This is a genomic window from Faecousia sp. (genome assembly GCF_048519415.1).
In the GTDB taxonomy this organism is placed as follows: Bacteria; Bacillota; Clostridia; order Oscillospirales; family Oscillospiraceae; genus JAZOXB01.
In genome coordinates this window covers 38,342-65,070 of sequence record NZ_DBFZUT010000003.1, presented here as the reverse complement: position 1 = coordinate 65,070, position 26,729 = coordinate 38,342, and the positions used below count along the sequence as shown (strand labels likewise).

General features: G+C 61.9%; 28 protein-coding genes and 5 tRNA genes. 14 read left to right on the top strand and 19 right to left on the bottom strand.

Annotated elements, in window-relative coordinates:
• Positions 1 to 181: 181 nt before the first annotated feature.
• The 3 genes from ACMKFF_RS00470 to ACMKFF_RS00460 are packed head-to-tail and all read left to right on the top strand — an operon-like array spanning position 182 to position 2,003.
• On the top strand, positions 182 to 364 hold the full coding sequence (locus ACMKFF_RS00470) for a hypothetical protein (RefSeq protein WP_419495700.1): 183 nt from the start codon (positions 182 to 184) through the stop codon (positions 362 to 364).
• A gap of 36 nt (positions 365 to 400) precedes the next feature.
• Positions 401 to 1,435, top strand: a complete 1,035-nt coding sequence (locus ACMKFF_RS00465; protein ID WP_419495699.1) for a glycosyltransferase family 2 protein — start codon at positions 401 to 403, stop codon at positions 1,433 to 1,435.
• Entirely contained in the window at positions 1,416 to 2,003 is a 588-nt protein-coding gene (locus ACMKFF_RS00460) for a 4'-phosphopantetheinyl transferase family protein (protein WP_419495698.1), read from the top strand. Before ACMKFF_RS00465 ends, ACMKFF_RS00460 begins: the two co-directional genes overlap by 20 nt.
• Positions 2,004 to 2,005: 2 nt before the next feature.
• On the opposite strand, the gene ACMKFF_RS00455 is transcribed toward ACMKFF_RS00460, so the two are convergent.
• Positions 2,006 to 2,296: a MerR family transcriptional regulator gene (locus ACMKFF_RS00455; protein WP_419495702.1), complete on the bottom strand. Its 291-nt coding sequence runs from the start codon at positions 2,294 to 2,296 to the stop codon at positions 2,006 to 2,008.
• 67 nt (positions 2,297 to 2,363) lie between these two features.
• Here ACMKFF_RS00455 and ACMKFF_RS00450 point away from each other — a divergent pair, with 67 nt between their 5' ends.
• On the top strand, positions 2,364 to 3,014 hold the full coding sequence (locus ACMKFF_RS00450; RefSeq protein ID WP_419495697.1) for a DNA-3-methyladenine glycosylase family protein: 651 nt from the start codon (positions 2,364 to 2,366) through the stop codon (positions 3,012 to 3,014).
• A 1-nt stretch (position 3,015) separates the two neighbouring features.
• Positions 3,016 to 3,513, top strand: a complete 498-nt coding sequence (locus tag ACMKFF_RS00445) for a methylated-DNA--[protein]-cysteine S-methyltransferase (RefSeq protein ID WP_419495696.1) — start codon at positions 3,016 to 3,018, stop codon at positions 3,511 to 3,513.
• Between the two features lie 282 nt (positions 3,514 to 3,795).
• On the opposite strand, the gene ACMKFF_RS00440 is transcribed toward ACMKFF_RS00445, so the two are convergent.
• The 8 genes from ACMKFF_RS00440 to ACMKFF_RS00405 form a co-directional block, all read right to left on the bottom strand.
• On the bottom strand, positions 3,796 to 4,482 hold the full coding sequence (locus ACMKFF_RS00440; protein ID WP_419495695.1) for a hypothetical protein: 687 nt from the start codon (positions 4,480 to 4,482) through the stop codon (positions 3,796 to 3,798).
• A 14-nt stretch (positions 4,483 to 4,496) separates the two neighbouring features.
• Positions 4,497 to 5,417: a DUF4097 family beta strand repeat-containing protein gene (locus ACMKFF_RS00435; protein ID WP_419495694.1), complete on the bottom strand. Its 921-nt coding sequence runs from the start codon at positions 5,415 to 5,417 to the stop codon at positions 4,497 to 4,499.
• A gap of 1 nt (position 5,418) precedes the next feature.
• Positions 5,419 to 6,030, bottom strand: coding sequence for a permease prefix domain 1-containing protein (locus ACMKFF_RS00430; protein WP_419495693.1), 612 nt, complete (start codon positions 6,028 to 6,030; stop codon positions 5,419 to 5,421).
• Positions 6,027 to 6,365: a PadR family transcriptional regulator gene (locus ACMKFF_RS00425; protein WP_367928005.1), complete on the bottom strand. Its 339-nt coding sequence runs from the start codon at positions 6,363 to 6,365 to the stop codon at positions 6,027 to 6,029. Before ACMKFF_RS00425 ends, ACMKFF_RS00430 begins: the two co-directional genes overlap by 4 nt.
• 161 nt (positions 6,366 to 6,526) lie before the next feature.
• Positions 6,527 to 7,441 (bottom strand): nucleoside hydrolase, encoded by a 915-nt coding sequence (locus ACMKFF_RS00420; protein ID WP_419495692.1) that lies wholly within the window; start codon positions 7,439 to 7,441, stop codon positions 6,527 to 6,529.
• A gap of 68 nt (positions 7,442 to 7,509) precedes the next feature.
• On the bottom strand, positions 7,510 to 8,286 hold the full coding sequence (gene tpiA, locus ACMKFF_RS00415) for a triose-phosphate isomerase (protein WP_349136638.1): 777 nt from the start codon (positions 8,284 to 8,286) through the stop codon (positions 7,510 to 7,512).
• 13 nt (positions 8,287 to 8,299) lie between these two features.
• Entirely contained in the window at positions 8,300 to 9,499 is a 1,200-nt protein-coding gene (locus ACMKFF_RS00410; RefSeq protein WP_367928002.1) for a phosphoglycerate kinase, read from the bottom strand.
• A gap of 35 nt (positions 9,500 to 9,534) precedes the next feature.
• A complete protein-coding gene (locus ACMKFF_RS00405) occupies positions 9,535 to 10,017 on the bottom strand; it encodes a tRNA (cytidine(34)-2'-O)-methyltransferase (RefSeq protein WP_419495691.1) in 483 nt (160 codons plus the stop codon).
• A 245-nt stretch (positions 10,018 to 10,262) separates the two neighbouring features.
• Here ACMKFF_RS00405 and ACMKFF_RS00400 point away from each other — a divergent pair, with 245 nt between their 5' ends.
• Positions 10,263 to 11,585, top strand: a complete 1,323-nt coding sequence (locus tag ACMKFF_RS00400; RefSeq protein ID WP_419495701.1) for a TrkH family potassium uptake protein — start codon at positions 10,263 to 10,265, stop codon at positions 11,583 to 11,585.
• Between the two features lie 20 nt (positions 11,586 to 11,605).
• Complete coding sequence (locus ACMKFF_RS00395; protein ID WP_419495690.1) at positions 11,606 to 12,256, top strand: potassium channel family protein; 651 nt, start codon at positions 11,606 to 11,608, stop codon at positions 12,254 to 12,256.
• A gap of 483 nt (positions 12,257 to 12,739) precedes the next feature.
• Here ACMKFF_RS00395 and ACMKFF_RS00390 read toward each other — a convergent pair.
• The 10 genes from ACMKFF_RS00390 to ACMKFF_RS00345 form a co-directional block, all read right to left on the bottom strand.
• Positions 12,740 to 12,815, bottom strand: a tRNA-Lys gene (locus tag ACMKFF_RS00390).
• A gap of 42 nt (positions 12,816 to 12,857) precedes the next feature.
• A tRNA-Gln gene (locus tag ACMKFF_RS00385) sits at positions 12,858 to 12,932 on the bottom strand.
• Between the two features lie 37 nt (positions 12,933 to 12,969).
• Positions 12,970 to 13,046 (bottom strand) — tRNA-His (locus ACMKFF_RS00380).
• Between the two features lie 44 nt (positions 13,047 to 13,090).
• Positions 13,091 to 13,167 (bottom strand) — tRNA-Arg (locus ACMKFF_RS00375).
• Between the two features lie 3 nt (positions 13,168 to 13,170).
• A tRNA-Gly gene (locus ACMKFF_RS00370) sits at positions 13,171 to 13,245 on the bottom strand.
• Between the two features lie 126 nt (positions 13,246 to 13,371).
• Positions 13,372 to 15,966 (bottom strand): ATP-dependent chaperone ClpB, encoded by a 2,595-nt coding sequence (clpB, locus tag ACMKFF_RS00365; protein WP_418464519.1) that lies wholly within the window; start codon positions 15,964 to 15,966, stop codon positions 13,372 to 13,374.
• Between the two features lie 302 nt (positions 15,967 to 16,268).
• Entirely contained in the window at positions 16,269 to 17,897 is a 1,629-nt protein-coding gene (locus ACMKFF_RS00360; RefSeq protein ID WP_418468166.1) for an NlpC/P60 family protein, read from the bottom strand.
• Positions 17,894 to 18,661 (bottom strand): exodeoxyribonuclease III, encoded by a 768-nt coding sequence (locus ACMKFF_RS00355; protein ID WP_418465346.1) that lies wholly within the window; start codon positions 18,659 to 18,661, stop codon positions 17,894 to 17,896. Before ACMKFF_RS00355 ends, ACMKFF_RS00360 begins: the two co-directional genes overlap by 4 nt.
• Positions 18,662 to 18,773: 112 nt before the next feature.
• Positions 18,774 to 19,343 carry a uracil-DNA glycosylase gene (locus ACMKFF_RS00350; RefSeq protein WP_419495689.1) on the bottom strand — a complete coding sequence of 190 codons (570 nt, stop codon included), beginning with the start codon at positions 19,341 to 19,343 and terminating at the stop codon, positions 18,774 to 18,776.
• Positions 19,336 to 20,925 carry a D-alanyl-D-alanine carboxypeptidase family protein gene (locus ACMKFF_RS00345; RefSeq protein WP_419495688.1) on the bottom strand — a complete coding sequence of 530 codons (1,590 nt, stop codon included), beginning with the start codon at positions 20,923 to 20,925 and terminating at the stop codon, positions 19,336 to 19,338. Before ACMKFF_RS00345 ends, ACMKFF_RS00350 begins: the two co-directional genes overlap by 8 nt.
• 149 nt (positions 20,926 to 21,074) lie before the next feature.
• Here ACMKFF_RS00345 and ACMKFF_RS00340 point away from each other — a divergent pair, with 149 nt between their 5' ends.
• The 7 genes from ACMKFF_RS00340 to ACMKFF_RS00310 all read left to right on the top strand — a co-directional run bounded on the left by ACMKFF_RS00340 (position 21,075) and on the right by ACMKFF_RS00310 (position 26,658).
• On the top strand, positions 21,075 to 21,506 hold the full coding sequence (locus tag ACMKFF_RS00340) for a ComEA family DNA-binding protein (protein WP_419495687.1): 432 nt from the start codon (positions 21,075 to 21,077) through the stop codon (positions 21,504 to 21,506).
• On the top strand, positions 21,503 to 22,177 hold the full coding sequence (locus ACMKFF_RS00335; protein ID WP_367927994.1) for a response regulator transcription factor: 675 nt from the start codon (positions 21,503 to 21,505) through the stop codon (positions 22,175 to 22,177). Before ACMKFF_RS00340 ends, ACMKFF_RS00335 begins: the two co-directional genes overlap by 4 nt.
• Positions 22,155 to 23,597, top strand: coding sequence for a sensor histidine kinase (locus ACMKFF_RS00330; RefSeq protein ID WP_419495686.1), 1,443 nt, complete (start codon positions 22,155 to 22,157; stop codon positions 23,595 to 23,597). Before ACMKFF_RS00335 ends, ACMKFF_RS00330 begins: the two co-directional genes overlap by 23 nt.
• A gap of 118 nt (positions 23,598 to 23,715) precedes the next feature.
• Complete coding sequence (locus ACMKFF_RS00325; RefSeq protein ID WP_419495685.1) at positions 23,716 to 25,092, top strand: GerMN domain-containing protein; 1,377 nt, start codon at positions 23,716 to 23,718, stop codon at positions 25,090 to 25,092.
• A gap of 113 nt (positions 25,093 to 25,205) precedes the next feature.
• On the top strand, positions 25,206 to 25,526 hold the full coding sequence (locus tag ACMKFF_RS00320) for an STAS domain-containing protein (RefSeq protein ID WP_349136625.1): 321 nt from the start codon (positions 25,206 to 25,208) through the stop codon (positions 25,524 to 25,526).
• Positions 25,523 to 25,963, top strand: coding sequence for an anti-sigma F factor (gene spoIIAB, locus ACMKFF_RS00315; RefSeq protein WP_349136624.1), 441 nt, complete (start codon positions 25,523 to 25,525; stop codon positions 25,961 to 25,963). Before ACMKFF_RS00320 ends, spoIIAB begins: the two co-directional genes overlap by 4 nt.
• Entirely contained in the window at positions 25,960 to 26,658 is a 699-nt protein-coding gene (locus tag ACMKFF_RS00310; protein ID WP_419495684.1) for a sigma-70 family RNA polymerase sigma factor, read from the top strand. Before spoIIAB ends, ACMKFF_RS00310 begins: the two co-directional genes overlap by 4 nt.
• Positions 26,659 to 26,729 lie beyond the last annotated feature (71 nt).

Genomic DNA, 26,729 nt, shown 5'->3' with positions numbered 1-26,729 from the left:
CTACCGGCGCAGGCCCATGCGGCCACGCCGGGGTTATATAAGGGTATCATACCATACCCGCCCGCGCGCGTCAACCAACGCGGCGTTTTCCGGCGGAAAAATCCCGTTTCCGCGCCGCCGTCCTTGACAATGGCCGGGCCCGGAAATATAATAAATTGATATAATGTATGGAGGTACCCGAATGGAAAAGAAAAAGAGGCATCCTCTTGTCAGACTGTTCTTCGGTGTGTTTTTCCTGCTGCTGAGTGCCGTCGTGCTGCTGGTCAACCTGTTCCGGATGCCCGGCGGCTATGACTGGGCGCTCGGGCTGCTGGATCTCCTGACATTTCTGGGCGGGCTTCTGCTGCTGTGCTTCCACGCGTGACGAAGCGGCGCAGACCGACCACAGAGGGGGAAAGAAATGGAGATCGCAGTTTTGATCCCGGCGTATCAGCCGGATAGCGTTCTGATCTCGCTGGTACAGGCCCTGCACCGGGAGAACTTCCGGCTGATCGTCACGGACGACGGCAGCGGCCCTGCCTATGCCGATATTTTTTCCGCGCTGCTGCCCTATGCCGAGGTCCTGACCTGCCCCGAGAACAGGGGCAAGGGCCACGCACTCAAATGTGCCCTGCGCCATCTGGCTACGGACCCGCAGGGCTGCCGCGCATTCATCACCGCAGATGCCGACGGCCAGCACACCGTGGCGGACATCCTGCGCGTGCGTGAGGCACTGCTGTCCGGCAGCCGCTTCGTGCTCACCACCCGGACGCTGCACGGCAAAAGCGTCCCGCTCCGCTCGCGCGTGGGCAACGACCTGTCGCGCTTCTTCTTTTCGCTGGCGGCAGGCTGCTTTCTGGAGGACAACCAGTCCGGCCTGCGCGGCTTTTCCACGGACTGCCTGCCGTGGCTCACGGAGATCGGCGGAGAGAAATATGATTATGAAATGAACGTGCTGCTCTACGCCGCGCGGCAGGAGCTGCCCATCACGCAGCTGCCCATCGAGACGGTCTATCTCGACGGCAACCAGAGCTCACACTTTGACCCGCTGCGCGATACGCTGCGCATTTATCGCCGTATGCTGGATACGGCGCGCGGCTCCGTTCTGGCGTGGCTGCTGCATGTAGCTGCTATCCTGCTGCTGTCGCTGACGCTCGGGTGGCATTTCTTCCTGTTTTCCATCCCGCTGTGTGGTGCGGGCAGCGCGGCGCTGAGCTACTGCTTCAACCGCTTTCTGGTCTTCCGCCGCGTGCGCTATGCCTGTGGGCCACGCATGCTGTTCGGCGCAGCCGTGCGCACGTCGCTGCGGCTGCTGTTCTGCTGCATCCTGCACCCGCTCGGCCTGCCGCTGTTTGCCGCATGGCTCATCGGCTCTGTACTCACCGTTCCGCTGGAATATGCCTACGTCCGCCTGACGGGCCCGTGGTGGTCAAGCTATGCGCTGCGCCGTTCTTGACATCCGGACCGTCTCCGCTGCGGAGCTTGCCCGGTGGGAGACCGCGGCAGAGCCGGAGCGCCGCGCCCGCTGGCAGCAGTTCCGCCGACCCGATGACCGCGCCCGCAGCATCTGCGCCGACCATCTGGCGCGCACGCTGCTCCGCGAGGCAGGTGCGCAGACGCCTGTGATCCGCGTCGGGAGGAACGGCAAGCCCTATGTGCCAGACGGCCCGGCCTTCAACTGCAGCCACTCCGGGAACTTCGTGTGCTGCGCCGTGCACGGCGGCCCTGTCGGCATCGATCTTGAGGCGCGGCGGCCCGTCCGCGCCGCGCTGGCTGCGCGCATCTGCACGCCCGAGGAGCTGGCCTTTGCCGCGCCGGGCGGCCGGTTCGACTCGCTGCGCTTCCTGCAGCTCTGGACCGCGAAGGAGGCATGGGTCAAATACACCGGCGAAGGCCTCGGCGTCGATTTCCGCACGCTGCCCGCCGCAGCAGCAGACGGCTTGCACGAAACGCTGTTCGGCCGCCGCCTCGAGCAGACCGTCACGGAGGACTATGTCCTCTCCGTCGTATACGATGCAGTATAAACTCAAAAAGCAGACAACCAGCCAAGCAGGACCTCGCGCTGACGATGGAGTATTCCGAGGCGCAGGGCGATGGTATCGTCTCCCCGCTGGGCCTGCTCGATATACTGCCGGATGTCACGGATGGACATTCCGGCCTTTTTCATGCAGCAGGTGATCTGCAGCCACTCCAGATCGGTGTCCTGAAACATGCGGATGCCGCCCGGCAACCGCTCCACAAACGGCAGCAGGCCCTCCTTGTCATAAAATCGCAGTGTCGAAGCGGGCACATCCAGCCGCAAAGCGCTGTCTCTGATTTTTATATGCTCACTCTTGCTATCTCGAACGTATGTGCTATAATAGTCCCATCAGGAGGTGGGGCTGATGTATTTTATCTACGGCGAGGCCGAGCTGGCGTATCTGCGCCGGAAGGACAAGCGGCTGGCTGCGGTCATCGACCGTATCGGGCCGGTGGAGCGCACGGCGGACCCTGATCTGTTTTCCGCCGTCGTGCACCACATCATCGGCCAGCAGATCTCCATGAAGGCGCAGGCCACGATCTGGCAGCGCATGCAGGACACGCTCGGCTCTGTCAGCGCTGAAACGATCTTAGCCGCCGGTGTACCCGCGCTGCAGGCCCTTGGCATGACGTTCCGCAAGGCGGAATATCTCACGGACCTTGCCGGGCGAATTGTGGATGGCTCGTTCGATCTGGAGGCCGTCCGCAGCATGGACGATGCGGAGGCTATCCGCGCGCTGAGCAGCCTGCGCGGCATCGGCGTCTGGACGGCGGAGATGATCCTGCTGTTCTGCCTGCAGCGGCCGGATATTTTCAGCTACGACGACCTTGCGATCCGGCGCGGTCTGCGTATGGTCTACCGCCATCGCCGCATCGTCCGGGCGCTGTTTGAAAGATACCGCCGCCGCTTCCATCCCTACGGCAGCGTGGCGAGCCTGTATCTGTGGGCCGTCTCCGGCGGCGCGATCCCGGAACTGACGGACCCCGCGCCGAAGAGCGCGAACGGAGGAAAATAACATGATCTTTACCGCAAGCTGCGCCTCCCCGCTGGGCGGTATCGTGCTCGCAGCGGATGAGATCGGGTTGACCGGTCTGTGGTTCACGGACGCAAAATACTTCGGTGCGGGGCTCCCCGCTTCAGCCGCAGAGGCGGACACTCCCATTCTGGCAGAGGCCCGGCGCTGGCTGGAAGGCTACTTCACCGGGCAGCGCCCTGCAGCTCTGCCGCCGCTCCACCCGAGCGGTTCGCCGTTCCGCCGCGCGGTATGGGACATTCTGCTGACGATCCCCTATGGCGAAACGACGACCTATGGCGCAATCGCGCAGCAGCTGGCCGCGCAGCGCGGGCTGGAGCATCTGTCCGCGCAGGCCGTCGGCGGGGCGGTCGGGCACAATCCGATCTCGATTCTCATTCCCTGCCACCGGGTCATCGGCGCGGACGGCAGCCTGACCGGCTACGCCGGAGGCATAGAAAAAAAGCGCGCGCTCCTGAAATTGGAGCACGCGAAAATTTGATTTTATTTTGGGGCTGCCGTCAGGAGAGGCTTCATGCTGTGCCTATGGACAATGGACTAAAGTGATATTCCGGGCTTTGCCCGGAGTGATATTTTCCTTTTCGGAAAGTGATATAAAAGCCGCATGGCTTTTGTGATATTCTATTCGCCGGTCAAACTGCCGCAGGCAATATCACGATGCGAAGCATAATATCACTGTCCAAAGGACAATATCGCTCGCCGTCAGGCGAATATAACGGAGGCGCACTTCCTTTCGGAGTGCGCCTCTCCAGCAGCCCCATTTTTACTCCTTGCGGAGGTCGTGGAAGATCACGCTGTCGCCGAGCGCCTCCGTCAGGCGGCTTGCCATGGTCTGCACGCCGTCGTCACTGGTCATCGACGTGTGGTAAGCGCCGTAGATCCCCATGACGGAGCCGCCGCCCAGCGCGCGATATTCCCGCAGCAGATTCTGCGTCATGGCGTTCTCACGGAATTCCCCGTCCTGCGTGCGGTAGAATTCCAGCCCCTGATCGATGTTCTCACTGGCAAGGCGGTATTCCTCCGTATCGCGCTTTCCCTCGCTGCGCAGCAGCCTCAGATAGCGGTAGCCGGTCGAATTATACTGGTGGCCGACGTCCGTCCCGTGGAAAACGGTCTCGGGGCAGGCCGCCTTGATGCCGCGGTAAAAGTCCAGCACATTCTGATGATAGGACGCGCTGCCCTTCCAGTCGGCATAGACCTCCATGAGAATTCTGTCATTATCTGCCTGCATCCAGCGGTTCAGGTACTGGGCCGTATAATACGGCAGCTCGACGAACAGGTCGCGCATGCCGCCCGCATAATAGTCCTTCCAGAGCGCAAGCTCCCGCTGCAGCAGCTCGTCGTTCGCATGGAATTCGCCGTAGAGATACAGCCGGTCCTGCCGCGCAGCCGTGCACCCGGAGGCGAGCAGTACGGCAGCGATCAGCAGCAGGGCGATCCAACGCTTCATATGCATTCCGCCCGTCAGGCGCAGCGGATATGGACATCGCCGCTCACGCTGTCAAATTCATAGGCCGGGCCGCCCTGCCCGTAAACGAACTCATCCCTGTGCAGGCTGCCCGCAAAGCCGTCGACTGTCAGATCGCCGCTCACGCTGTCCAGCGTGGCAGAGAAGCCGCCGTTTTCCGGGAGCGTCAGCGTCACGCCGCCGCTGACCGTGTCGCAGCTGATATCCCGCGGCAGGGCGGAGGCCGTCAGATGCAGCGCGCCGCTCGTGGTGTCAAAGTCGATCGTTTCAAACGCGCCGTCCAGCGTGAGCGAGCCGGACGTCGTGTCGGCCGAAAGCTCACCGACTGCGGCATCCGTCACCGTCAGATCACCGCTCGTGCTGTCGAAGTCCAGGTTCTCATAGCTGCCGCCAATCAGGGTCACGCTGCCGGAGACGCTGTCCAGCTCCAGCTCACGGAGCGTCAGTGCCGGGAGTGAGGCCGAGGCCGCGCTGAGGTCGAGGCTGAGCTTCTGCAGCTTCCCGGCCCGGCCGGCCGGGATGCCGATGGTCAGCTGCTTGGCGCGCGTCGGGATCGTCAGGCCGCTTTTCTGCGAATAAACCGTTAATTTCCCGTCCTTCAGCTTCCAGCGCATACGGGCATCGCTGCTCTCGGGCTGCGGCTCTTCGCGGAGCGTCACGGCGTCGCCGTCCGTCAGCTCCACTGTTACGCTGCCGGAGAGCCAGCTGACGTCCAGCTCACGCACCTCGCCCGAAACGGAGGCCTCACCGACGGTATAGCCCTCGTCGCTGCCGTGGTCGTCGATCCAATGGAGAGACAGGTCCCCGATCTTCCAGTCCAGCACTCTGGGGAGCGCCAGCAGACTGACCAGCATGCTGGCCAGCACCAGCGCAATTGTGCCGCAGATACAGATCTTTACGATAGCTTTTGCTCTCATCTTATACACCCTCCACCAGAGTCCGCACGCTGCTCAGCACGCCGCCGAGCGCCGCACCTATCGGAAACACGAGCCAGGTCACGATCCACTTGCCCGTTGCAGCCGTCAGGACGGCATAGAGCACGCAGATGCACAGCCGCAGCAGGCCGTCCACGAGCCGCCAGCCCGCGCGGCGGCCGCGCGCCAGCAGGATCACGCTTTCGGCCACATGCAGCAACGCCGCCGCAAACGGAAACACCGCCCAGGCATAGCCCCACGAGCCATACCAGCCGATGACCACAGCCAGCAGGGCCGTGCATGGCCACACAATGGCGCAGGCGATGCGCATGCCGCGGGAACGCGGCTCCTTTTTCGGCGCTTCGGCTTTTGGCTGCGCTTCCCGTACAGGCTCGGCCTGCGCAGCGCGCGGCAGGCTGGAAAGCAGCTCCTCCACATCACCGACGCTCTCGAGCGCGCTGGCATAGGCCTCCTGCTCCGACTTTCCCCCGGCAAGCAGATCGTCATACCGCTGCAGGGTATTGCTCAGGATCTCATCGCGCAGATCGCGCGCCTGCTGCGTGTCCGGTGCGCCCGCAAAGCGGCGCAGCACCTCCTGCCTTAATTGTTCTCTCATGACTCTTCCTCCATGGCGATCAGCCGATCAATGATCTCTTTTGTGGCCTCCCAGACGCCGACCTGCTCGTGGTAGGCCTCGCGCCCGGCCGGGGTGATGCGATAATAGCGCCGCCGTGCGCCCGTAGCCTCGCTGCCCCAATAGGACATGATCTGCCCGGTCTCCTCCAGCCGCTTGAACGCAGTGTAGAGCGTAGCCTCCTTCAGCTCATAACGCCCGCCGGACAGCTCCCGGACCGTTTTATTGATCTCGTAGCCGTAGCTGTCGCGCTGCATCAGGCGCGCCAGGATAATGGTCTCCGTATGGCCGCGGATCAGGTCTCCCGCAATATACAAGGAACTCCAGCCTCCTTCCCGCTGCCGCATCCGGCAGCCTTTGTGAGTCTACTATAGCACAAGATACTTCGCCTGTCAAGGTATCTTTTTCTACAAGATATCTTCAAACGCAAAAAAGCCGCCGCAGAGAACGCATCTCTGCGGCGGAAAAAATGCCGTATTCAGTTCCGCAGCCTCTTCTCCAGACGCTGCAGCATACCGCCGATAATGGCGTCATAGCGGTCCGTATCCACGGCCACGGCGGCGCGCATGTCGGCATGCTCCGACGGATGCAGCACGGTCTGGCCGCTGCGCTCCGGCGGAGCCAGCTCCACGGTGATCTCACCGGTCTGCCACGTCATCAGCCGGTCGTCCAGCAGTGTGGAGATGGCGACGGCATCGTGCATGGCCTCACCGCTGCGGAAGCGGATGAGCGCCTCCATGATCTCCCGAAAGCCGCCCCGCTGCGCCGGGATATAGCGCTCGAACACATCCGGCCGGATGGGGCAGCCGAGCGTGATGCTCAGTCCGACCATATCGATGGGAATGCCGCTCTCAAAAACGAGCTTCGTGGCGGCCGGGTCGTGGCCCGCGTTCGCCTCGACATAGGGCGTGATGTTGCCGCGGCCGATGCTGCCGCCCATCATCACGATCTTTTTGATCCAGTGCGGCAGGTCCGGGTGCTTCTGCAGGGCCAGCGCGATATTCGTCAGCGGCGCGACCGTCACGAGGACGAGCTCGCCCTGCGCGGCCTTTGCGATCTCATAGAGCTTGTCCCACGCAGGCAGGGCATCCGGCGCCCTGCAGGACTGCGGCAGGATGAGGTCCCCCACGCCGTTGGAACCGTGGCACTTCGCCGCAGGCGCGCCGAACTCCGCCTCGAGATAGCGGTCCGCGCCGCGTGCCACCGGGACATCCGTCCGGAACAGGGAGAGGATGTTCAGCGCGTTTTGCGTCGTCACATCCGTGTGATTGTTGCCGCCCATGGTGGTCACGGCGCGCAGGTCCAGGCGGTCTGAATAGGCGCAGGCCAGCGCAAGGCAGAAAAAGTCGTCGATTCCGGGGTCGGTATCGATGACGATGGGAATGCGTTCCATACTGTCTCCCTTTCAAAAATCACGCGGGGTCCGGATGGCCGAACCCCGCTTAGAATTTATTTTGCTTCTCAGCCGACGGGCTGGTTGGCATCCTCGATGATGCGGACGAACTTCTCCGGCACGAGAGATGCGCCGCCGATCAGGCCACCGTCAATATCCGGCTGGGCCAGCAGCTCAAAGGCGTTCTTTTCGTTCATGGAGCCGCCATAGAGGATGGTCATCGCGCGCGCGTTCTTCGAGCCGAAGCGCTTGCGGATGATGGTGCGGATGTGCTGGCAGACCTCCTCGGCCTGCTCCGGCGTTGCGGTCTCGCCGGTGCCGATGGCCCAGATGGGCTCATAGGCGATGACGATGCGGCGGATCTTCTCCTCCGGCACACCGGCCAGCGCCAGCTTGATCTGCATGGTGATCCATTCCTCCGTCACGCCGGATTCCCGCTGTGCAAGCGTCTCGCCGCAGCAGACGATCGGGATCAGGCCCGCATCCAGCGCCGTATGAAGCTTTGCATTCACGTCCGCATCCGTCTCGCCCATGGCGCGGCGCTCGGAGTGACCGAGGATGACATATTTGCACCCCGCGTCGACGAGCATATCCGCGGCGATCTCGCCGGTATAGGCACCGGAGGTGTGCGCATTGCAGTTCTCTGCACCGATGGCCACGCGTGTCTCGCGCATGGCGCGGACTGCGGCCGGGATGCACACAGCCGGGACGCACAGCGCGATATCACACCAGCGGCCCTTCGGCAGCAGGCCCTTCAGCTCGGTCATGAACGCCTTCGTCTGCGTCGGCGTTTTATTCATTTTCCAGTTGCCGGCAATGAGCGTTTTGCGATATTTTCTGTTCATTCCGCGCTCCCGCTCAGCGATCCTGCAGGCAGGCGATACCCGGCAGCTCGAGGCCCTCAAGGAACTCCAGAGAAGCGCCGCCGCCCGTGGAGATGTGCGTGATCTGATCGGCAAAGCCGAGCTGCTCGCAGGCAGCCGCGGAGTCGCCGCCGCCGACGATGGTCACGGCATCGGAATCGGCCAGAGCCTGTGCCACGGCGATGGTACCCTGTGCAAGCGTCGGATTCTCAAACACGCCCATCGGGCCGTTCCAGACGACGGTCTTGGCGCTCTTGACGGCGTCCGCAAAGAGCTTGCGGGTCTCTTCGCCAATGTCAAGGCCCTCCATGTCGTCGGGGATGGCGTCCGCGGCGACAGTCTTCACGGCGATGTCTGCGTCGATCGGGTTCGGGAAGTCCGCAGCGACGACGGTGTCGACCGGCAGCAGCAGCTTGACGCCCTTAGCCTCGGCCTTGGCCATCATGTCACGGCAGTAGTCGATCTTCTCGTTGTCGAGCAGGGACTTGCCGACGGAGTAGCCCTTCGCGGCAAGGAAGGTGTAGGCCATGCCGCCGCCGATGATGAGGGTGTCGACCTTCTCGAGGAGGTTATTGATGACGTTCAGCTTATCGGAGACCTTCGCACCGCCGAGGATGGCGACGAACGGGCGGGTCGGATCGGCCAGAGCCTTGCCCATGATGGACACTTCCTTCTCCACGAGGAAGCCGCAGACAGCGGGCAGATAGTCCGCTACGCCGGCCGTGGAGGAATGGGCGCGGTGCGCCGTGCCGAATGCATCGTTCACAAAGATCTCCGCCAGAGAAGCCAGCTCCTTGGACAGCTCGGGATCGTTCTTCGTCTCGCCCTTCATGAAGCGGACGTTCTCCAGCAGCATCACATCGCCGTCCTTCAGGGCAGCGGCCTTGGCCTTGGCATCCTCACCGACGACGTCCTTGGCCATCACGACGGGCTTGCCGAGCAGCTCGCTCAGGCGGTCCGCAACGACCTGCAGGGACAGCTCGGGCTTCCACTCGCCCTTCGGCTTGCCCATATGGGAGCAAAGGATGACGCGGGCGCCGTGGTTGACAAGGTACTCAATGGTCGGCATGGCAGCGACGATGCGCTTGTCGCTCGTGATCTTGCCTTCCTTGGTTGGGACGTTGAAATCGCAGCGGCAAAGCACGCGCTTGCCCTTGACATCGATGTCTTCAACGGATTTCTTGTTGTAGTTCATAATTAACCTCCTGATAGACTTGCGATACGCAGAATTCACACTTTCATCTTTCCATAGTCCCGCAGGTGCGGGAAATTCAATTGCCGCAGCGCTTCAAACACGCCGATGGCAACGGAATTGCTGAGATTCAGGCTGCGCGCCTCCTCCCGGATGGGGATGCGGACGCAGTCATCATAATGGGCCTCGAGGAACGGCTCCGGCAGGCCCTTCGTCTCCCGGCCGAAGAACAGGTAGCACCCGTCGTCATAGGAGACATCGCAGTAGGAGCGCGGCGCCTTTGTAGAGAACAGCCGCTGCTGGACAACGTTGTTTTTCGCATAGAAGTCCTCGAGATCGTCGTATACGCGCACATCGACCAGATGCCAGTAATCCAGCCCGGCGCGGCGCACGGCCCGCTCGGAGATATCGAAGCCCAGCGGCCGGATGAGATGCAGCACGGAGCCGGTTGCGGCGCAGGTGCGGGCAATATTGCCGGTGTTCTGCGGGATCTCCGGCGCAACAAGGACAACGTTCAGCATGGTGCTCCTGCGGAGAAGAGATTTTCGCGGCAGCATGCTCTCCAAAACACTGCCGACCAATATTCTATGACAAACGACCCCAAAATTCAACTGTTTTTCTTGAATTTTCAAAAATAATTCATACAATTTCGTGTCAAAAATCACAGTTGCGTTTTTGCTCCAAATCCGCTATACTGTCTGGGAAAGCAACACCGGCCCATCTGCACGAAGGCCGGTCGGAAGGAAGCGATCCTCATTTGAAAAAAATGCACCTGACCCCCTCGCGTCTCATCGCGGTCGGGTTCCTGCTGGTCATTCTGACCGGCGCGGGGCTGCTGATGCTCCCCATCGCCTCACGCGGGGAACCTGCCGGGTTCCTCGACGCCCTGTTCACCTCAACGAGTGCAACCTGCGTGACGGGTCTGGTCGTCCGCGATACGTTCACCGGCTGGACGGTCTTCGGCCAGCTCGTGATCCTCGCGCTCATCCAGCTCGGCGGTCTCGGCTTCATGACCTTCATCACGCTGACGTCCATGCTGCTCGGCAAACGCCTCGGCCTTTATGACCGCAAGGTCCTTATGCAGTCTGCGGGCAACATCACGCTCGACGGCACGGCAACGCTCATCCGCAAGATCATTCCCTTTACGTTCGTGTTCGAATTTGCGGGTGCCGCATTGCTTGCCATCCGGTTCATCCCGGAATTTGGCGTTCTGCGCGGCATCTACGCCGCCGTGTTCCACGCCATCTCCGCCTTCTGCAATGCAGGCTTCGACCTCATGGGCATGCGTGCGCCGTTTTCTTCCCTGACGGCCTATGTGTCCGATCCGCTTGTGAGCCTGACGATCTGTATGCTCATCATCATTGGCGGCCTCGGCTTCCTCGTCTGGCGTGATCTTGTCCGCTGCCGCTTCCGCTGGAAGCGCCTGCAGCTGCACAGCAAGCTCGTTCTGACGGCATCCGGCATTCTGCTGTTCGGCGGCTGGCTGCTGCTCCTCGGCTTTGAGTGGAACGCCTCCATGGCGGACCTCTCCATCCCGGAAAAGCTCCTCGCCTCTTTCTTCCAGGCCGTCACGCCGCGCACGGCAGGCTTCAACACCGTGGACCTGTCCAAGCTGTCCGACTCCGGCAACCTGCTGACGGACTTCCTTATGCTCATCGGCGGCAGTCCCGGCTCCACGGCAGGCGGCATCAAGACGACGACGCTGGCCGTTCTGGTGCTCAGTGCGCTGGCCTCGGCACGCGGCCGCATGCGCGTCAATACCTTCCGCATGTCCATTGAGCGTGAAACGCTCCGGCAGGCCAGCTCCATTCTGCTCATCTATCTCGGCATGAGCCTGACGGCCATTCTGGCCATCTGCGCCATCGAGCCGTTCGGTCTGAAGGCCGTCACGTTCGAAGTCGTCTCCGCCATTGCGACGGTAGGTCTGTCGCTCGGGCTGACGCCGCAGCTCAGCGCCGCGAGCCGTGTCATTCTCATTCTGCTCATGTACGCCGGGCGTATCGGTGGTCTGAGCTTCGTTCTGCTGTTCTCGGAGCGGCGCTCCGAGCCGCCGCTGGATCGTCCCACCGGCAAGATCCTCATCGGATAATCAGAGAAAGGAACCGTTTCATGAAATCTGTTCTCATCATCGGCATGGGCCGCACCGGCCGCCATCTGGCCAGCAAAATGCAGGAGCTCGGCAACGACGTCATGATCGTCGACAAAAACCCCGCCATCATCGAAGCGCTCTCCGGCCGCTTCACGGACTCAAATATCTGTGACTGCACGAACGATGCCATCATCAAGGCGCTCGGTGTCGACAATTTCGACATCTGCTTCGTCACCATCGGCGAGGACTTCCAGGCCTCGCTCGTCGTCACGTCCCTGCTCAAGCAGTTCGGCGCGCGCATGATCGTCTCGAAGGCCAAGCAGGACATTCAGGCAGACCTCCTGCGCAAGATCGGTGCAGACGAGATCGTCTGTCCGGAGCGCGAGATCTCCGAAAAGCTCGCCGTGCGCTACAACGCAGACAACGTCTTTGATTTCATCCCGTTGACCGCAGATTATTCCATTTATGAGCTGCCCATTCAGGCCGCATGGATCGGTCAGACGCTGTCCGGCCTGAATGTCCGCCGCAAATATCAGATCAACATCATCGCCGTCAAGCATGACAACGAGATCAACCCGAACGTCGGCCCGGATTACCGCTTCCGCGAGGGCGACCACATCATCCTCATCGGCCGCTCCAACGAGGTCTTCAAGCTGGCCGCAAAAATGTAAGACTAAGACAGAGAAAAGCGCTCCGTCTTCCGGCGGAGCGCTTGACAAAAAGGCAAAACTGGAGTATAGTATAGGTACAAAAGGGTGCTGCCAGTAGGTCGGCTCCCCAAATGACTATGAAGAGATAATCGTTCCTTTGGGGAGGCGGCGATTATCTCTTCTTATTGTTGTCCTGATAAATCAGGGCAATGACCGCAAGTATGACCATGCAGAATTGAAAGAATTCTCCCCATGTAACCATGCCTGTCACCCCCTCTCTTTCGATCGGGAGCAAAAAGAAGTTGTCACCCCCGAATGAATTCGAGGAGAACCGCCTACCGGGGTACTGGTAGCATCGCGGACAGCATATCACAGGATTCGGCAAATTGCAAGCAAGAACCGTGAGTTATCGTATTCGTAATGTGTTAATTCAATGATTCCCCCGTTTCAGGGTCATCGAAAGGTCAAAAAAACCGGCAAACGTCATCAGGCGTTTGCCGGTCGTGGTGACCCGCTGGAGATTCGAACTCCAGACCCATTGCTTAAAAGGCAATTGCTCTGCCAACTGAGCTAGCGGGTCATAAAGCAAAAAATTCGGAGCAAAGTGACTTTGCTCCGACGATGGCTGGGATGGCAGGACTCGAACCTACGAATGCCAGAGTCAAAGTCTGGTGCCTTACCACTTGGCGACATCCCAATATCCGGCGTGTGCCAAGCCCCGGCGCGGGGGAAAATGGGGTGAGTGAAGGGACTCGAACCCTCGATCTTCAGAGCCACAATCTGACGCGTTAACCAACTACGCTACACCCACCATATTTCGACCCGATCTTTGTGGCAGCTGATGCATCCCTGCGCTGGTACGCCAGGAGGGACTCGAACCCCCTACCTACTGCTTAGAAGGCAGTTGCTCTATCCAGATGAGCTACTGGCGCATTTGGAGCGAGTGATGGGAATCGAACCCACGCCCACAGCTTGGAAGGCTGTTGTACTAGCCGTTATACTACACCCGCGTGGGCAGGCTTTGCATCAGCCCTAAAATAGTAACATACTCCGACAGGATTGTCAAGTCCTGTTTTTCATTTTTGTAAAAAACAGCCGGGAAGCGGCAACCCGCTCCCCGGCTGTTTGGAATTCACTCAGACGACCTGCAGGGCGTCGTCCCGCACCTCGACGCGGAGCGTCGCGCCGGGCGACACATTGCCCTCGACGATGCGGCGGGCCAGCAGCGTCTCGACTGTGTGCTGCAGATAGCGGCGGAGCGGACGCGCACCGTACTGCGGATCATAGGCTGCGTCGATGATGAACTGCTTGGCCTCCGGCGTCAGCTCGCAGCGCAGCTGCTTGTCAGCCAGACGTGCATTGAGCGCATCCATCTGCAGATCGATGATCTTGACGATATTTTCCTTCGTCAGCGGCTTATAGAAGACGATCTCGTCCAGACGGTTCAGGAACTCGGGGCGGAACGAACGCTTCAGCAGCTGCTCGACCTGTGAACGGGCCTCCTCGGAAATTTCGCCGTTGTCGGTAATGCCGTTCAGCAGATACTCCGAGCCGAGGTTGCTCGTCAGGATCAGGATCGTATTCTTGAAGTCGACGGTGCGGCCCTGCGAATCGGTGATACGGCCGTCGTCAAGCACCTGCAGCAGGATGTTGAAGACGTCGGGATGGGCCTTTTCGACCTCGTCGAACAGCACGACGCTGTACGGCTTGCGGCGCACGGCCTCGGTGAGCTGGCCGCCCTCGTCATAGCCGACGTATCCGGGAGGCGCGCCGATCAGGCGCGTCACGGAGAACTTCTCCATGTATTCGGACATATCGATGCGGACGAGGTTCTTCTCATCGTCAAACAGCGCCTCTGCCAGCGCCTTGGCGAGCTCGGTCTTGCCGACGCCCGTCGGGCCGAGGAACAGGAACGAGCCGAGCGGGCGGTTCGGGTCCTGAATGCCGGCGCGGCTGCGGAGGATGGCCTCCGAGACGGAGCGGACGGCTTCATCCTGACCCACGACGCGCTTATGCAGCTGCTCGTCCAGATGCAGGAGCTTTTCGCGCTCGCCCTCGACGAGCTTTGCGACCGGGATGCCGGTCCAGCGCTCGACGATCTTTGCGATCTCCTCCTCCGTGACCTTGTCGCGCAGGAGGTTGCTCTGCTTGGCGTTCTGCGCCAGCGCCTCTTCCTGCGCCAGCTGCTTCTTGAGCTCGGGCAACTCGCCGTACTTCAGACGGGCGGCCGTCTCGAGGTCATAGCTCTGCTCTGCCTGCTCGATCTGCGCACCGAGCTTTTCGATCTGCTCACGCAGCTGCTGGACCTTGCCGATGGCATTCTTCTCGTTTTCCCACTGGGCCTTCATGGCGTTGAACTTATCGCGCTGCTCGGCCAGCTCCTTTCGCAGCTCCGTCAGACGGCCCTGCGAGAGCTCGTCGGTCTCGTTCTTCAGCGCAGCCTCTTCGATCTCCATCTGGATGATCTTGCGGCGGATAACGTCCAGCTCCGTCGGCATGGAATCCATCTCCGTGCGGATCATGGCACAGGCCTCGTCGATGAGGTCAATGGCCTTGTCCGGCAGGAAGCGGTCCGTGATATAGCGGTCAGACAGCGTGGCTGCCGCAATGATGGCGGGGTCCGTGATCTTCACGCCGTGGAAGACCTCGTAGCGCTCCTCCAGGCCACGCAGGATGGCGATGGTATCCTCGACGGACGGCTCCTTGACGAGCACGGTCTGGAAACGGCGCTCCAGCGCGGGGTCCTTTTCGATATACTTGCGGTATTCATCGAGCGTCGTTGCGCCGATGCAGTGCAGCTCGCCGCGCGCCAGCATCGGCTTGAGCAGGTTGCCCGCGTCCATACTGCCCTCGGTCTTGCCTGCGCCGACGATGGTGTGCAGCTCATCGATGAACAGGATGATGCGGCCCTCGGAGTTCTTCACTTCGTTCAGGACGGCCTTCAGGCGCTCTTCAAATTCGCCGCGGTACTTTGCGCCCGCGATGAGCGCGCCCATGTCCAGCGAGAAGATCGTCTTGTCCTGCAGGGACTTCGGCACGTCGCCGCGGACGATCCGCTGCGCCAGTCCTTCGGCAATGGCCGTCTTGCCGACGCCCGGCTCGCCGATGAGCACGGGGTTGTTCTTCGACTTGCGCGACAGGATGCGGATGACGTTTCGGATCTCGTCGTCACGGCCGATGACCGGGTCCGTCTTCTTTTCGCGGGCGTTCTTCACCAGATCGGTGCCGTATTTCTGCAGCGCCTCATAGGTGTCCTCCGGGCTGTCCGTCGTCACGCGGCTGCTGCCGCGGATGGCCTGCAGGGTCTTCAGGCAGTCCTCCTTGCGGATGCGATAGTCCGCAAACAGCGGCGCGACGGTCTCGTCGGCCGTGTCGAGCATGGCAAGGAACAGGTGCTCCACGGAGACGTATTCGTCCCGCATGCCCTGCGCCGTGCGCTCGGCCTCAGCCATCAGGCTGTCCATGCCGCGGGAAATATAGAATTTGTCGGCATCCCGGCCGGAACCGCTGACGCCCGGCAGCTTTTCCACGGCGGCCTGCGCCGCAGCCGTCAGGCTCTCGACGCTCACGCCCATTTTCTTCAGCAGCTGCGGGATGAGCCCGCCGTCCTGCTGCAGCAGAGCCAGAAGCAGGTGAGCCTGCTCGATCTGCTGATTCTGATGCGCCGCTGCGATCGTCTGCGCACTCTGCAGGGCCTCCAGTGTTTTCTGCGTATACTGATTCGTGTTCATAACCTCATTCTCCTCTCCGGCGGCGAATTCCGCCGAGGGGTTTCAAGAAGCATCCGACGCATTCGCCGGAGCCTCTTTAGCACTCTCATCTGTAGAGTGCTAACCTCTTTTGACCCCATGATACCACCATTTTGGATTTTGTCAAGAGGTACAGATGAAAATATTTTCTCCAAAATTACGCAATATAACAGTCATTATCTATGCAGTTTCGCACAATACGATCTTTCCCATGCTATTATGCCACCGTAAAAAGCAGGCGTGCCAAACATGACACGCCTGCTTTATATGTTTGATCGTATGGTTCATTCAAAAATGATGCGGTTCGCGCCGAAGTAGCGGGCATTGTAATAGCTCTCGCTCAGGGAGCTGATGATGACGCCCTTGCGCGGATTGGCCGCGTGGATGAAACGTCCGCCGCCGATGTAAATGCCGACATGCGTGATCTCACCGCCGGAGCCGAAGAACACGAGGTCGCCCGGCATCAGCTCGCTGCGGCTGACATGCTCGCCGTCGTTATAATACTGCGACGTCGCCGTGCGCGTGATGTTGAAGCCGAAGTGGCGGTAGACATACTGCACGAAGCCGGAGCAGTCGAAGCCTGCGGGCGTTGTGCCGCCGTAGACATAGTCATAGCCCTCGAACGTCAGCGCGTAGGCCACCAGATCGTCCGCCAGCGAGGGCTGCTCGATCGTGCCGTCCCACGATGTGGTGAACTTATAGCAGCGCAGGAAGATCACAAGCGCCTCCAGACTGCTGGTGGACGACTGCGGCAGGAGCTTGCCGTCGCTGCCCTTGACCGCGCCGATGTAGCACAGCAGGCGCGTCGGCGTTTTGGCCCACTCGGCAAGCTGCTTCAGGTCGGAGAATTCACTGAGAGAATAGCGGTTCACGCGCGGGTTCTGCTCCGTCGGATAGCCGACAGTCTGCATGAAGTTGCACGAAATTTTGAAGAACTGCTCGCGCGTCAGCGTATCGTTCGGGCCGAAGCGGCCGTCACCGTAGCCCTGCACGATCTTGAGCTCATAGGCCGCGTTCACGTCCGGATCGTTCGTATCCGTGAAGTGCGCCGTGCCGGACGGCGTGTATTCCGTGCCCATCAGGCCGTTATAGGCCAGCATGGCAATGGAGCACATCTGCGCGCGGGAGATGGGCTTGCTCAGGTCTGCATTGTCGAGGCTCGACGGGATGATGCCGAGCTTCACGACCTCAGAGAACTCTGCAACGGCCCACGCCGGGATGCCGCTGTAGCCGCCGTCGTCATCCGGGTCCGGATCGACCGGCATATCATCATTTTTGCGCAGCCACTCGCTGACAATGTAATACGCGCGGCGGAACATGGCGATGGCCGCCTGCCGCTCCGTCGTGCCCTTCGGCTCAAGGGCCGTGCCGGTGCCGCGCACCACGCCGAGCGCGACCATATACTGCGTCGGCTCAAGCGCATAGTCGCTGACGGAGGCTGCGTCCGTAAACTGGGAAAGATCGGACGGCTCGACGCTCTCGTCCTTCCAGAACAGCGCGCGCGTCATCAGGTTATAGGTGATCTTGAAGAAGTCCTGACGGCTCAGCGGCTCATTTGGGCGGAACGTCTGGTCCTCGTAGCCGTTGATGATGCCCTGCTCAAAGGCGAAGTTGATCTCCATCTCCTGCGTGTCCGTGAAATACCTGGCCCCACTGGCGCAGGATGCCTCCACGTTCATCAGGTTCTCATAGACCTCGACGGCCATTTTGCACATCTCGCCGCGCGTGATATTGGCGGAAAGGTCGGCGTTCAGCAGGCAGTCCGGCAGCAGGCCGAGCGCCTCCATCTCCGCGACCTCGGACTTTGCCCAGTCGCTGACATTCGAATAGGCCATGGCCGCAGGGGCGAACCCTGCCAGCAGGCACAAGCACAGGAGCGCGCTGAGACAGCGGATAATGCGTTGCTTTTTCATGCAGATACCTCCAGATCCAACTCCAGACCGACCGGACAGTGGTCGGAGCCGTAAATTTCCTGATAAATGGGCGCGGCCGCAACAGACTCGCGCAGGCGGTCGGACACCAGAAAATAGTCAATGCGCCAGCCCGCGTTCTTCTCCCGCGCATGGAAGCGGTAGCTCCACCACGAATACGCGCCCGTGAGGTCGGGATTGCGGTAGCGGAACGTATCCGTGAACCCGGCCTGCAGCAGCTCGGTGAACTTGCCGCGCTCCTCGTCCGAGAAGCCCGCGTTGCCGCGGTTCGGGCCGGGGTTCTTCAGATCGATCTCCTGATGCGCCACATTCAGGTCGCCGCAGACGATCACCGGCTTCTGCCGGTCGAGCGAGACGAGATAGGCGCGGAACGCATCGTCCCAGGCCATGCGGTGGTCAAGGCGCTTTAATCCGTCCTGCGCGTTGGGCGTGTAGCACGTTGCGATAAAGCAGTTCGGATATTCCAGCGTGATGAGCCGCCCCTCGTGGTCCAGCTCCTCCACGCCGACGCCGTAGGTCACGGCGAGCGGCTCGTACCGGGCAAAGATCGCCGTGCCGGAGTAGCCCTTCTTCTCGGCGGAGTACCAGTACTGCCGGTAGCCCGGCAGGTCCAGTTCGACCTGATGCGGCTGTGCCTTCGTCTCCTGCAGGCAGAAGAAATCGGCGTTCAGCGTCCGGAAGGCGTCCTCAAAGCCCTTCTGCAGGCAGGCGCGGATGCCGTTGACGTTCCACGAGATCAGTTTCATGGGCTGCTCCTTTTGTTTTTCCTTATGGTAACAAATTATTACAAAAATTACAACCGTTTTCTGCAAAAAAGAGCGCCCCGCCGCGAAAAAAATCCGGTGGGGCGGTACGGGTTCAGGCATTCGGCAGCGGGCCGAGCGTCCGCACGGCCTCGCGCAGCGTCAGCAGGTCCGTGTATGTCTCCGGGCGGCGCGCCGGGTCCCGCAGCAGAGCGGAGGGATGATACATGGCAAGATAGCGCACGCCGTTCCGCTCGAACCACTGGCCATGCTCCCGCGTGATGCGGAAATCCGGCCGGATGAGCCGCATGGCCGCAATGCGCCCGAGGCAGACGATGATGCTCGGCTGCAGCAGCCGGAGCTGCCGCTCGAGCCAGCCGAAGCAGGCGTCCTGCTCCTGCGGCTGCGGATCGCGGTTTCCGGGCGGGCGGCATTTGACGATGTTGCAGATATAGCAGTTGTGCCGCCCGAGGTCGATGATGGACAGCATGTCGTCGAGCAGCTGCCCGGCCGGGCCGACGAATGGCTCGCCGCGCAGGTCCTCCTGCTGGCCGGGGCCTTCCCCGATGAAGACGACGGGCGAGGGGCATGGTCCGACGCCGAACACGACGCTGTGGCGCGTGGCGGCAAGGCCGCAGCCCGTGCAGCCCTCGCAGGACATGCGCAGGGCATTGAGCTCATCCACGGCGGTCCTCCCTGCCCTGACGGGCTCCCGGACGGCGCGCGCGCATGGCGCGCTTTTTTGCGCGGCGGCGGTTGATGGAGCGCAGGATGGCAACGATGAGCCAGAACACCAGCGCCAGCAGCACCGGTACGGTCACGAACCACAGCCGCCACATGCCCTTCCAGATCTTCGCCAGCACACTTTCCGTCTGCTTGACAACATACTTCGGCGTGGAGCGCATCACGGCCGTCAGCGTCACAAGGTCGCAGGTCGCCAGCACCTTGCCGTCCAGCACGGCACTGACGGTACCGACCTTCGTCTCGGCCTCAAGCGGCGCCTCGAGCGGGGCTTCGGAATCATACTGCACGGTCAGCGTGATGCCGGAGGTATCGCAGCTGTCCGGCAGCAGAACGGAGATGTTGTCCTTCGCGCGCACGACAACGCTGTCGCGTCCGTCGGCATACAGCACCTGCGGCATGTCCACAAGGGCCGTGTCCGCCAGCACCTGCACACTGTTCAAATGATTGAAGCCGTATTCGAACAGCCGCTTCGTCTCCGTGAAGCGCTGGTCCGTCTCCGTGCCGTCGTCGTTCTGCAGCGTCTCGCAGCCGCAGACGACGCTGAGGAAATGCATCGAACCGCTCTCCGCCGTGGAGATGAGGCAGCCGCCCGCAGGGGTCGTGAAGCCGGTCTTGATGCCGCGCGCCTTGTCGTAGTAATACTTTCCGACGGTCTGACCGCTCGTCAGATAGTTCGTCGTGTGGAGCACGCGCTCCTCGGACTTGTTCGTCGCAGGCACCGTGTGGGATGTCTGCGTGGAGAATTCCTGAAACTGCTCACTCTGCCAGGCCCAGCGCGCCAGCGTAACGAGGTCGCGCACGGTGGTGTAGTGATTCTCGTCATGCAGGCCGTGGGCATTGGCAAAATGCGTGCCTGTCATGCCGAGGGCCGCCGCCTGCGCATTCATGAGCGCCACGAACGAAGGGATATCCCCCGCGATGTACTCCGCCACGACGTTGCAGGCCTCGTTGGCGGACGAGATCATCACGCAGTACAGCAGCTCGCGCAGAGACAGCTGCTCGCCCTCGAGCAGGCCGGCGGAGCTGCCCGCTGCATTCAGATCCTGCAGAGCCTCATGGCTGACTGTCACGATGTCGTCGAGGTTTCCGTGCTCCAGCGCCAGCATACACGTCATGATCTTCGTCAGGCTGGCGGGATAGACCTTTTCGTCCAGATTCATGCCATAGACGAGCGTATCGCTGTTCAGCTCCACGAGCGCCGCCGCCCTGGCCTGCACCGTGGTGTCGAGATACTGGCCGAAATCGTTCAGCGCGGGCGGCGTCTCATCCGTCACGGCGGCGGGAGTCCTGCCGTTTTCGGCAGGCGCAGCGGTCTCCGGCTCGGTGGCGTCTGCCGCGCTCGGCTCCGTCGTATCCGCCGACGCAGCCGTTTCCGCCGGCGCAGCCGTGGGATCGGCTGCGGTCTCCGAGGCGGACGGCTCCGTGGGATCGGCCGGTGCGTCCGTCGGCTCCGCGAAGGCCGGGAGCATCAGGCACTGCAGCAGGGCCAGCAGGACCAGCCCGGACAGAAGTCTTTTTTTCATATTCTCCTCCAAAAACGCCGCGGCGGCATTGCCGCAGGGCGGAACTGTGTGATATAATGAGTATGGGCAGGCCGCGCGGAATACCGCATGCCGGTCCGACAGACACATTATAACAAAAATCCGGATTATGTCAACGGAGCAGAGCAAAAATGGAGCAGAAACCGCGTTGGAACTGGGTCATCACCCTGGCGGCCGTCTTTCTTGCCTTCTGTCTGGGCTTTGGCGTGGCGCGCTGGACACAGCATACGGACGGCGTTACGGTGCGCACGGCGCGCACCGTCCCCGCACAGACGGAGTCTGCCCTGCCGTCCGTCCCGGCGGCTTCCTCCCCGACAGGGAAACCGACAGAGGCCGCGACGCAGCCGCCCACGGAGCCGGGTCCGCTCGATCTCAACCGCGCCACGACGCAGGAGCTGACGACGCTTCCCGGCATCGGCGAGGTGCTGGCACAGCGCATCGTGGACTACCGCGAGGCGCACGGCCCCTTCCGCAGCGTGGAGGAGCTCATCGCGGTCGAGGGCATCGGTGAAGGCAAGCTGGAAAAGCTCCGCGAACTGGTCACGGTGGAGGAAGAACCATGAAAATACTGGTCGTAGATGATGAAGAGCTGCTGGTCAAGGGCATTCGCTTCAACCTGCAGAACGACGGCTATCAGGTCGTCACCGGCAGCAACGGCCGTGAGGCCATCGAGCTGGCGCGCGATCCGGACATCCGGCTCATCGTGCTGGACGTCATGATGCCGGAGATCGACGGGCTGACTGCCTGCCGCACCATCCGGGAATTTTCGGACGTTCCCATTATCATGCTCACTGCCCGCACAGAGGACATGGACAAGCTGCTTGGCTTTGAGCACGGCGCGGACGACTATCTGACAAAGCCCTTCAACATTCTGGAGCTGAAGGCGCGCATCCGCGCCCTGCTGCGCCGCAGCGGCGGGCTGGAGAATCAGAACAACCGTATCACGGCAGGCAGCCTGACTGTCGACACGCAGGAGCGCAACGTCTATAAGGACGGCAAGCCCGTCGAGCTGACGGCCCGCGAGTTCGACCTTGTCGAGCTGCTCATCCGCAATCCGAACCGCGTCTATTCCCGCGAGAACCTGCTCGACCTCATCTGGGGCTATGAGTATCGCAGCGATATCCGCACAGTGGACGTCCACATCCGCCGCATCCGGGAAAAGCTGGAGACCGTTCCGGCTGAGCCGGAATATATCATGACAAAGTGGGGAGTTGGGTACTATTTCAAAGCGTAAACGCCGCAGCTTTCTGCCTGCCAGCTCACAGCTCCGCTATGCCGCCGCCTACATTCTCATCACGGCGGCCGCCCTGTTCCTGCTGAACCTCTATGCCTCGACGACCATCCGCAGTGTGACGTTCCACGCGCAGGCCGATTCGCTTGAGAGCAAGGCGCAGCTGCTGAGCAATGCCCTGCTGCAGCTCGACGAGCTTTCCGCAGGCCGGGCCGCGCAGGCCGTGAATTCCATGGAGGAGCTCCACACCACCCGCACCGTCGTGACTGACGCTGCGGGCGTTGCCGTATACGATTCCCTGACCACCGGCAACGCCGAGGGAAAGACGCTGCTGTTTCCGGAGCTTGTCACGGCGCTGGAGGGCAGCGACGTCTTTTTTTCCCGCTATGCCGACGGCGCCGTGGAGAGCCACGCCGCCGTGCCGCTCATGCGGGGCGGGCGGACGCTGGGCGCCGTATACCTCATGTCGTACGACACGGATCAGGGCGAGCTGATCGCCGCGCTGGAGCGCAACATTCTGCGCATCTCCTTTGCGCTGGAGGGCGGCGTGGTGCTGTTCTCTCTGTTCTTCTCGGCCGCATTCTCGCGGCGTATGCGCGCCATTCTGGATCAGGTCGGCCGCATGCGCGAGGGCGACTATTCCCAGCAGCCGCCCGTCCGCGGGCACGATGAGGTCGAGCGCCTGAGCCGGGCCTTCAACGAGCTGGCAGCAAGGCTGGAAAGCTCCGAGGCGCGGCGGCGGCAGTTCGTCTCCGACGCGTCCCACGAGCTGAAAACGCCGCTGGCCTCCATCAAGCTGCTGTCTGACTCCATCCTGCAAAACGAGATGGACCCCGAGACGCAGCGCGAGTTCATCGGCGACATCGGCCGCGAGGCAGACCGTCTCGGCCGCCTGACGCAGAAGCTTCTGACGCTCACGAAGCTCGACAGCAGCGTGGAAGAGGAGCGCGAGATCCTCGATGCCGCGCCCGTCGTGCGCAAGGTCGTGCGCATGCTGCTGCCGCTGGCGCGGCTGCGCGGCATCGGCATCGACACAACGTTCGAGCCGGACTGCAGCGTCATGACTGTGGAGGACGATCTGTATCAGATCGTATTCAATCTAACGGAAAACGCTATCAAATACAACCGGCAGGACGGCTGGGTCGGCGTGTCCGTCCGCCGGGCGGGCGATCAGGTGGAGCTGCGCGTCGAGGACAACGGTGCAGGCATCCCGCCGGAGTCCATGGAGCATATTTTCGAGCGTTTTTACCGTGTGGACAAGGCACGCTCCCGCGCCGCGGGCGGCGCCGGGCTGGGCCTTTCCATCGTGCACGACATGGTCGAGCGCAGCTACGGCACCATCACTGTGCAGGCCCGGCCGGGCGGGGGCACGATCTTCACCGTGCGGTTCCCGCATTTTGATCTGGAGGAGGACGAAACATGAAACCAGACTGTCGAAAAATCTGCCCGGTCGAAAGTTTCGAAGGGAAGAAAACTGTGAAAGGAAACCGTCAGGGTATCCTTTCGCGTTCCATAACCTGGCGCAGCAGCAGGATTGCAAAATGATGCTACAAAATTTTATTTTGCAATCCTGGAAGCAGCTTGTCAGAAAAGCCCGAAGGGTCGTTTTTGACAAGCTGAAACGCCCGCTGCTGCTTCTGCTGCTCCCGCTTGTGCTGCTGTGCGCCTGTACCACCGCGCCTGCAGAGCAGGAGGACGCTCCATTTTCCTTCTACTACCGCTGTGCTGAGGTCGCCTTCGGCGGCGAGGACGGCGTGATCCGCGCCGAGGCCGCGCCGCTCGAGGCAGACGCCGGTCTGCGCACCGTCGTGCTGCAATACCTGAAGGGGCCCGCCTCGCCGGAGCTGCGCACTCCCCTGCCTGCAGACTGGGCGCTGGAGTCCATTGGACTGACCGAGGGCACGGCGGAGCTGGTCTTTTCCGGCATACCGTGCCGGAGCCTCGACCGCACCATTCTCAACGCCTGCCTTGCCCGGACGCTCCTGCAGCTGCCCGGCGTGCAGCGCGTGAGCATTCTGCGCAGCGGCGACGGCGCGGCCGATGTGCTGGCCGCCAAAGACATCCTGCTGCGCGACAACGGCATGGAGGAGCAGGAGGAAGAGCTCGTGCTCTATGTGCCGGACGAGGCGCAGCGCTATCTCGTGCGCGAAACGCAGACCGTCGCCGCCATGAATGCGGCCGACCGGCCCGCGGAGATCGTGCGCCGCCTGCTGGCCCTGCCGGAAAGCGAGAGCGCCATTCCCGAGGGCACGGCACTGCGCAGCGTCAGTGTAGAAAACGGCGTTTGCACCGTCGATCTCTCCTCGCAGTTCCTGACGGGGATGCCGCGCAGCTGGAACACGGAGCGGCTGGCCGTCTATGCCATTGTGAATTCTCTGACGGAGCTGCCGCAGATCCAGACCGTGGATCTCTGGATCGCGGGCGCGCCCTTGGAGCGGCTGTATGTACTGGAGCTGGAGAACGGCCTTGCACGCGACGAGCGCATGATCTATGTGCCTGCACTGGACGGAACGCTGGACGTCACGCTCAGCCTGACCTGCGACACGATGCCGCTGCTGGCGCAGGTGCCGGTGCAGCTCACGCTCGCTGAGGGCACCAGCAGCGTGCAGTGTGTGCTGGAGGCCCTGCTGGCGCTCGAGGGCGAAAACGGACTGGAAAACTCCATCCCGCAGGGCACGAAAATTCTGTCCCTCAAGCTGGCAGGCGGCGTATGCACGCTCGACCTAACAGCCGAATTTCTCGAAGGCTGCCGCACGGCCGAGCAGGAGCGCATGGCCGTGCGCGAGATCGTCGCTTCGCTGAGCGCCCTGCCGGAGGTCGAGACCGTTGACCTGCTGGTCGAGGGTCTCGAGCCAAATTACCGGGACGACTCCCTGCAGGCCGTACACACGGCACGCAACTACTGGTTTGTTTCCTGATAAAATTACCGCCCGCGCATCCGCTTCGACAAACGGCGCGCGGGCAGTGCTTTATACTAAACGCACACGGGTTCCGTGTGCGTTATTTTTTTTGCTGGAGGCGAACCATACCAATGAATCTGACGAGCTATGTGCAGGACAGGCAGCTGACGATCGCTCTGCGGGGCGAGATCGACCACCATGCCGCCCGGGAAATCATGCAGGCGCTGTCAGCCAAGATCGATCTCTACCTTCCCCTTCGCTGCATTCTGGACTTCCGCGATGTGACATTCATGGATTCCAGCGGGATCGCCGTGGTCATCCATACGCTGCGCCGCATGAACACGCTGCAGGGCCGCCTGCTGCTGCAGAACATCCCGCCCCAGCCCTATAAGGTGCTGCGCGCGGCGGGCATCGAAAAAATCACGGAGATCAGGGAGGAATGCAACCGATGAAGAGCGAAAACTACATGAATCTGGAATTTCCCAGCCGCTCGGCCAATGAGGCCTTTGCGCGCTCTGCCATTGCCTGCTTTGCCGCGCAGCTCGACCCGACGCTCGACGAGCTGGGCGACATCAAGACGGCCGTGTCCGAGGCCGTGACGAACTGCATCGTCCACGCCTACCCCGAGACGATCGGGCCGGTCATCCTGCGGGCGCGGCTGCTGCCGGACAATGTGCTGGACATTATGGTCAAGGACCGCGGCTGCGGCATCGCGGACCTTGAGCAGGCCTGCCGTCCCATGTTCACGACCGGTGGAGAGGAGCGCTCCGGCATGGGCATTACCATCATGGAGAGCTTTATGACCGAGTTCCGCATCAGCTCCGTGCCCGGCAAGGGTACGACCGTCCATATGAAGCGCCGGATTGTACGCCGGGGTGGAAAAAAATGAATCAGGAGGAGCTGCTCATCCGCGCCCGCGACGGAGACCGCGAGGCGGGAGAGGCGCTGATTCAGGCGAATTCCGGCCTCGTTTGGTCCGTCGCGCGGCGATTTTTCGGGCGCGGCGTCGACCCGGACGACCTGTATCAGCTCGGCTGCCTCGGCTTTCTCAAGGCCGTGGCCGGGTTCGACCTGAGCTACGGCACGCAGTTTTCCACCTATGCCGTGCCGAAGATCGCGGGCGAGATCCGCCGCTTTCTGCGGGACGACGGCACCATCAAGGTCAGCCGCAGCCTGAAGGAACGCGCCGCCCTCATCCGCACCGCGCGTCAGCGGCTGACCGGCACGCTCGGCCGCGAGCCAACGCTGGCAGAGCTGAGCGAGGCCACGGCCCTGCAGCCGGAGGACATCGCCGTAGCCGAAACAGCCACCTGCGCGACGGAGTCCCTGCAGCGGCGCTCCGGTGAGGACGGCTTTGCGCTGGAGGACGTCCTGACCGAGGGAGAAATGGAGGAGAAAATATTGGAACGCATCGCACTGCGCGAGGCGATTGCCCAGCTCACCGAGCGCGAGCAGATGGTCATCCGCCTGCGCTATTTCCACGGCCTGACGCAGGACAAAACGGCCAAAATTCTCGGCGTTTCGCAGGTGCAGATCTCCCGCATCGAGAAAAAGGCTCTTGCGGCACTGCGTCAACACATCTAACGTTCATAAAATCTTAATCCGGGCGGCATTTCCTTTTTCGGCCTTCTGTGCTATAATCAGGCGTGCATTTT

Bases quoted from the DNA above. Each gene is read 5' to 3' on its own strand.
- ACMKFF_RS00450 (WP_419495697.1), top strand. From the start codon at position 2,364: ATGTATTTTATCTACGGCGAGGCCGAGCTGGCGTATCTGCGCCGGAAG.
- ACMKFF_RS00340 (WP_419495687.1), top strand. From the start codon at position 21,075: ATGGAGCAGAAACCGCGTTGGAACTGGGTCATCACCCTGGCGGCCGTC.
- tpiA (WP_349136638.1), bottom strand. From the start codon at position 8,286: ATGAACAGAAAATATCGCAAAACGCTCATTGCCGGCAACTGGAAAATG.
- ACMKFF_RS00440 (WP_419495695.1), bottom strand. From the start codon at position 4,482: ATGAAGCGTTGGATCGCCCTGCTGCTGATCGCTGCCGTACTGCTCGCC.
- ACMKFF_RS00470 (WP_419495700.1), top strand. From the start codon at position 182: ATGGAAAAGAAAAAGAGGCATCCTCTTGTCAGACTGTTCTTCGGTGTG.
- ACMKFF_RS00325 (WP_419495685.1), top strand. From the start codon at position 23,716: ATGATGCTACAAAATTTTATTTTGCAATCCTGGAAGCAGCTTGTCAGA.
- ACMKFF_RS00420 (WP_419495692.1), bottom strand. From the start codon at position 7,441: ATGGAACGCATTCCCATCGTCATCGATACCGACCCCGGAATCGACGAC.
- ACMKFF_RS00465 (WP_419495699.1), top strand. From the start codon at position 401: ATGGAGATCGCAGTTTTGATCCCGGCGTATCAGCCGGATAGCGTTCTG.
- ACMKFF_RS00360 (WP_418468166.1), bottom strand. From the start codon at position 17,897: ATGAAAAAGCAACGCATTATCCGCTGTCTCAGCGCGCTCCTGTGCTTG.
- ACMKFF_RS00405 (WP_419495691.1), bottom strand. From the start codon at position 10,017: ATGCTGAACGTTGTCCTTGTTGCGCCGGAGATCCCGCAGAACACCGGC.
- ACMKFF_RS00460 (WP_419495698.1), top strand. From the start codon at position 1,416: ATGCGCTGCGCCGTTCTTGACATCCGGACCGTCTCCGCTGCGGAGCTT.
- ACMKFF_RS00445 (WP_419495696.1), top strand. From the start codon at position 3,016: ATGATCTTTACCGCAAGCTGCGCCTCCCCGCTGGGCGGTATCGTGCTC.
- ACMKFF_RS00355 (WP_418465346.1), bottom strand. From the start codon at position 18,661: ATGAAACTGATCTCGTGGAACGTCAACGGCATCCGCGCCTGCCTGCAG.
- ACMKFF_RS00410 (WP_367928002.1), bottom strand. From the start codon at position 9,499: ATGAACTACAACAAGAAATCCGTTGAAGACATCGATGTCAAGGGCAAG.
- ACMKFF_RS00345 (WP_419495688.1), bottom strand. From the start codon at position 20,925: ATGAAAAAAAGACTTCTGTCCGGGCTGGTCCTGCTGGCCCTGCTGCAG.
- clpB (WP_418464519.1), bottom strand. From the start codon at position 15,966: ATGAACACGAATCAGTATACGCAGAAAACACTGGAGGCCCTGCAGAGT.
- ACMKFF_RS00395 (WP_419495690.1), top strand. From the start codon at position 11,606: ATGAAATCTGTTCTCATCATCGGCATGGGCCGCACCGGCCGCCATCTG.
- ACMKFF_RS00320 (WP_349136625.1), top strand. From the start codon at position 25,206: ATGAATCTGACGAGCTATGTGCAGGACAGGCAGCTGACGATCGCTCTG.
- ACMKFF_RS00435 (WP_419495694.1), bottom strand. From the start codon at position 5,417: ATGAGAGCAAAAGCTATCGTAAAGATCTGTATCTGCGGCACAATTGCG.
- spoIIAB (WP_349136624.1), top strand. From the start codon at position 25,523: ATGAAGAGCGAAAACTACATGAATCTGGAATTTCCCAGCCGCTCGGCC.
- ACMKFF_RS00310 (WP_419495684.1), top strand. From the start codon at position 25,960: ATGAATCAGGAGGAGCTGCTCATCCGCGCCCGCGACGGAGACCGCGAG.
- ACMKFF_RS00335 (WP_367927994.1), top strand. From the start codon at position 21,503: ATGAAAATACTGGTCGTAGATGATGAAGAGCTGCTGGTCAAGGGCATT.
- ACMKFF_RS00400 (WP_419495701.1), top strand. From the start codon at position 10,263: ATGCACCTGACCCCCTCGCGTCTCATCGCGGTCGGGTTCCTGCTGGTC.
- ACMKFF_RS00430 (WP_419495693.1), bottom strand. From the start codon at position 6,030: ATGAGAGAACAATTAAGGCAGGAGGTGCTGCGCCGCTTTGCGGGCGCA.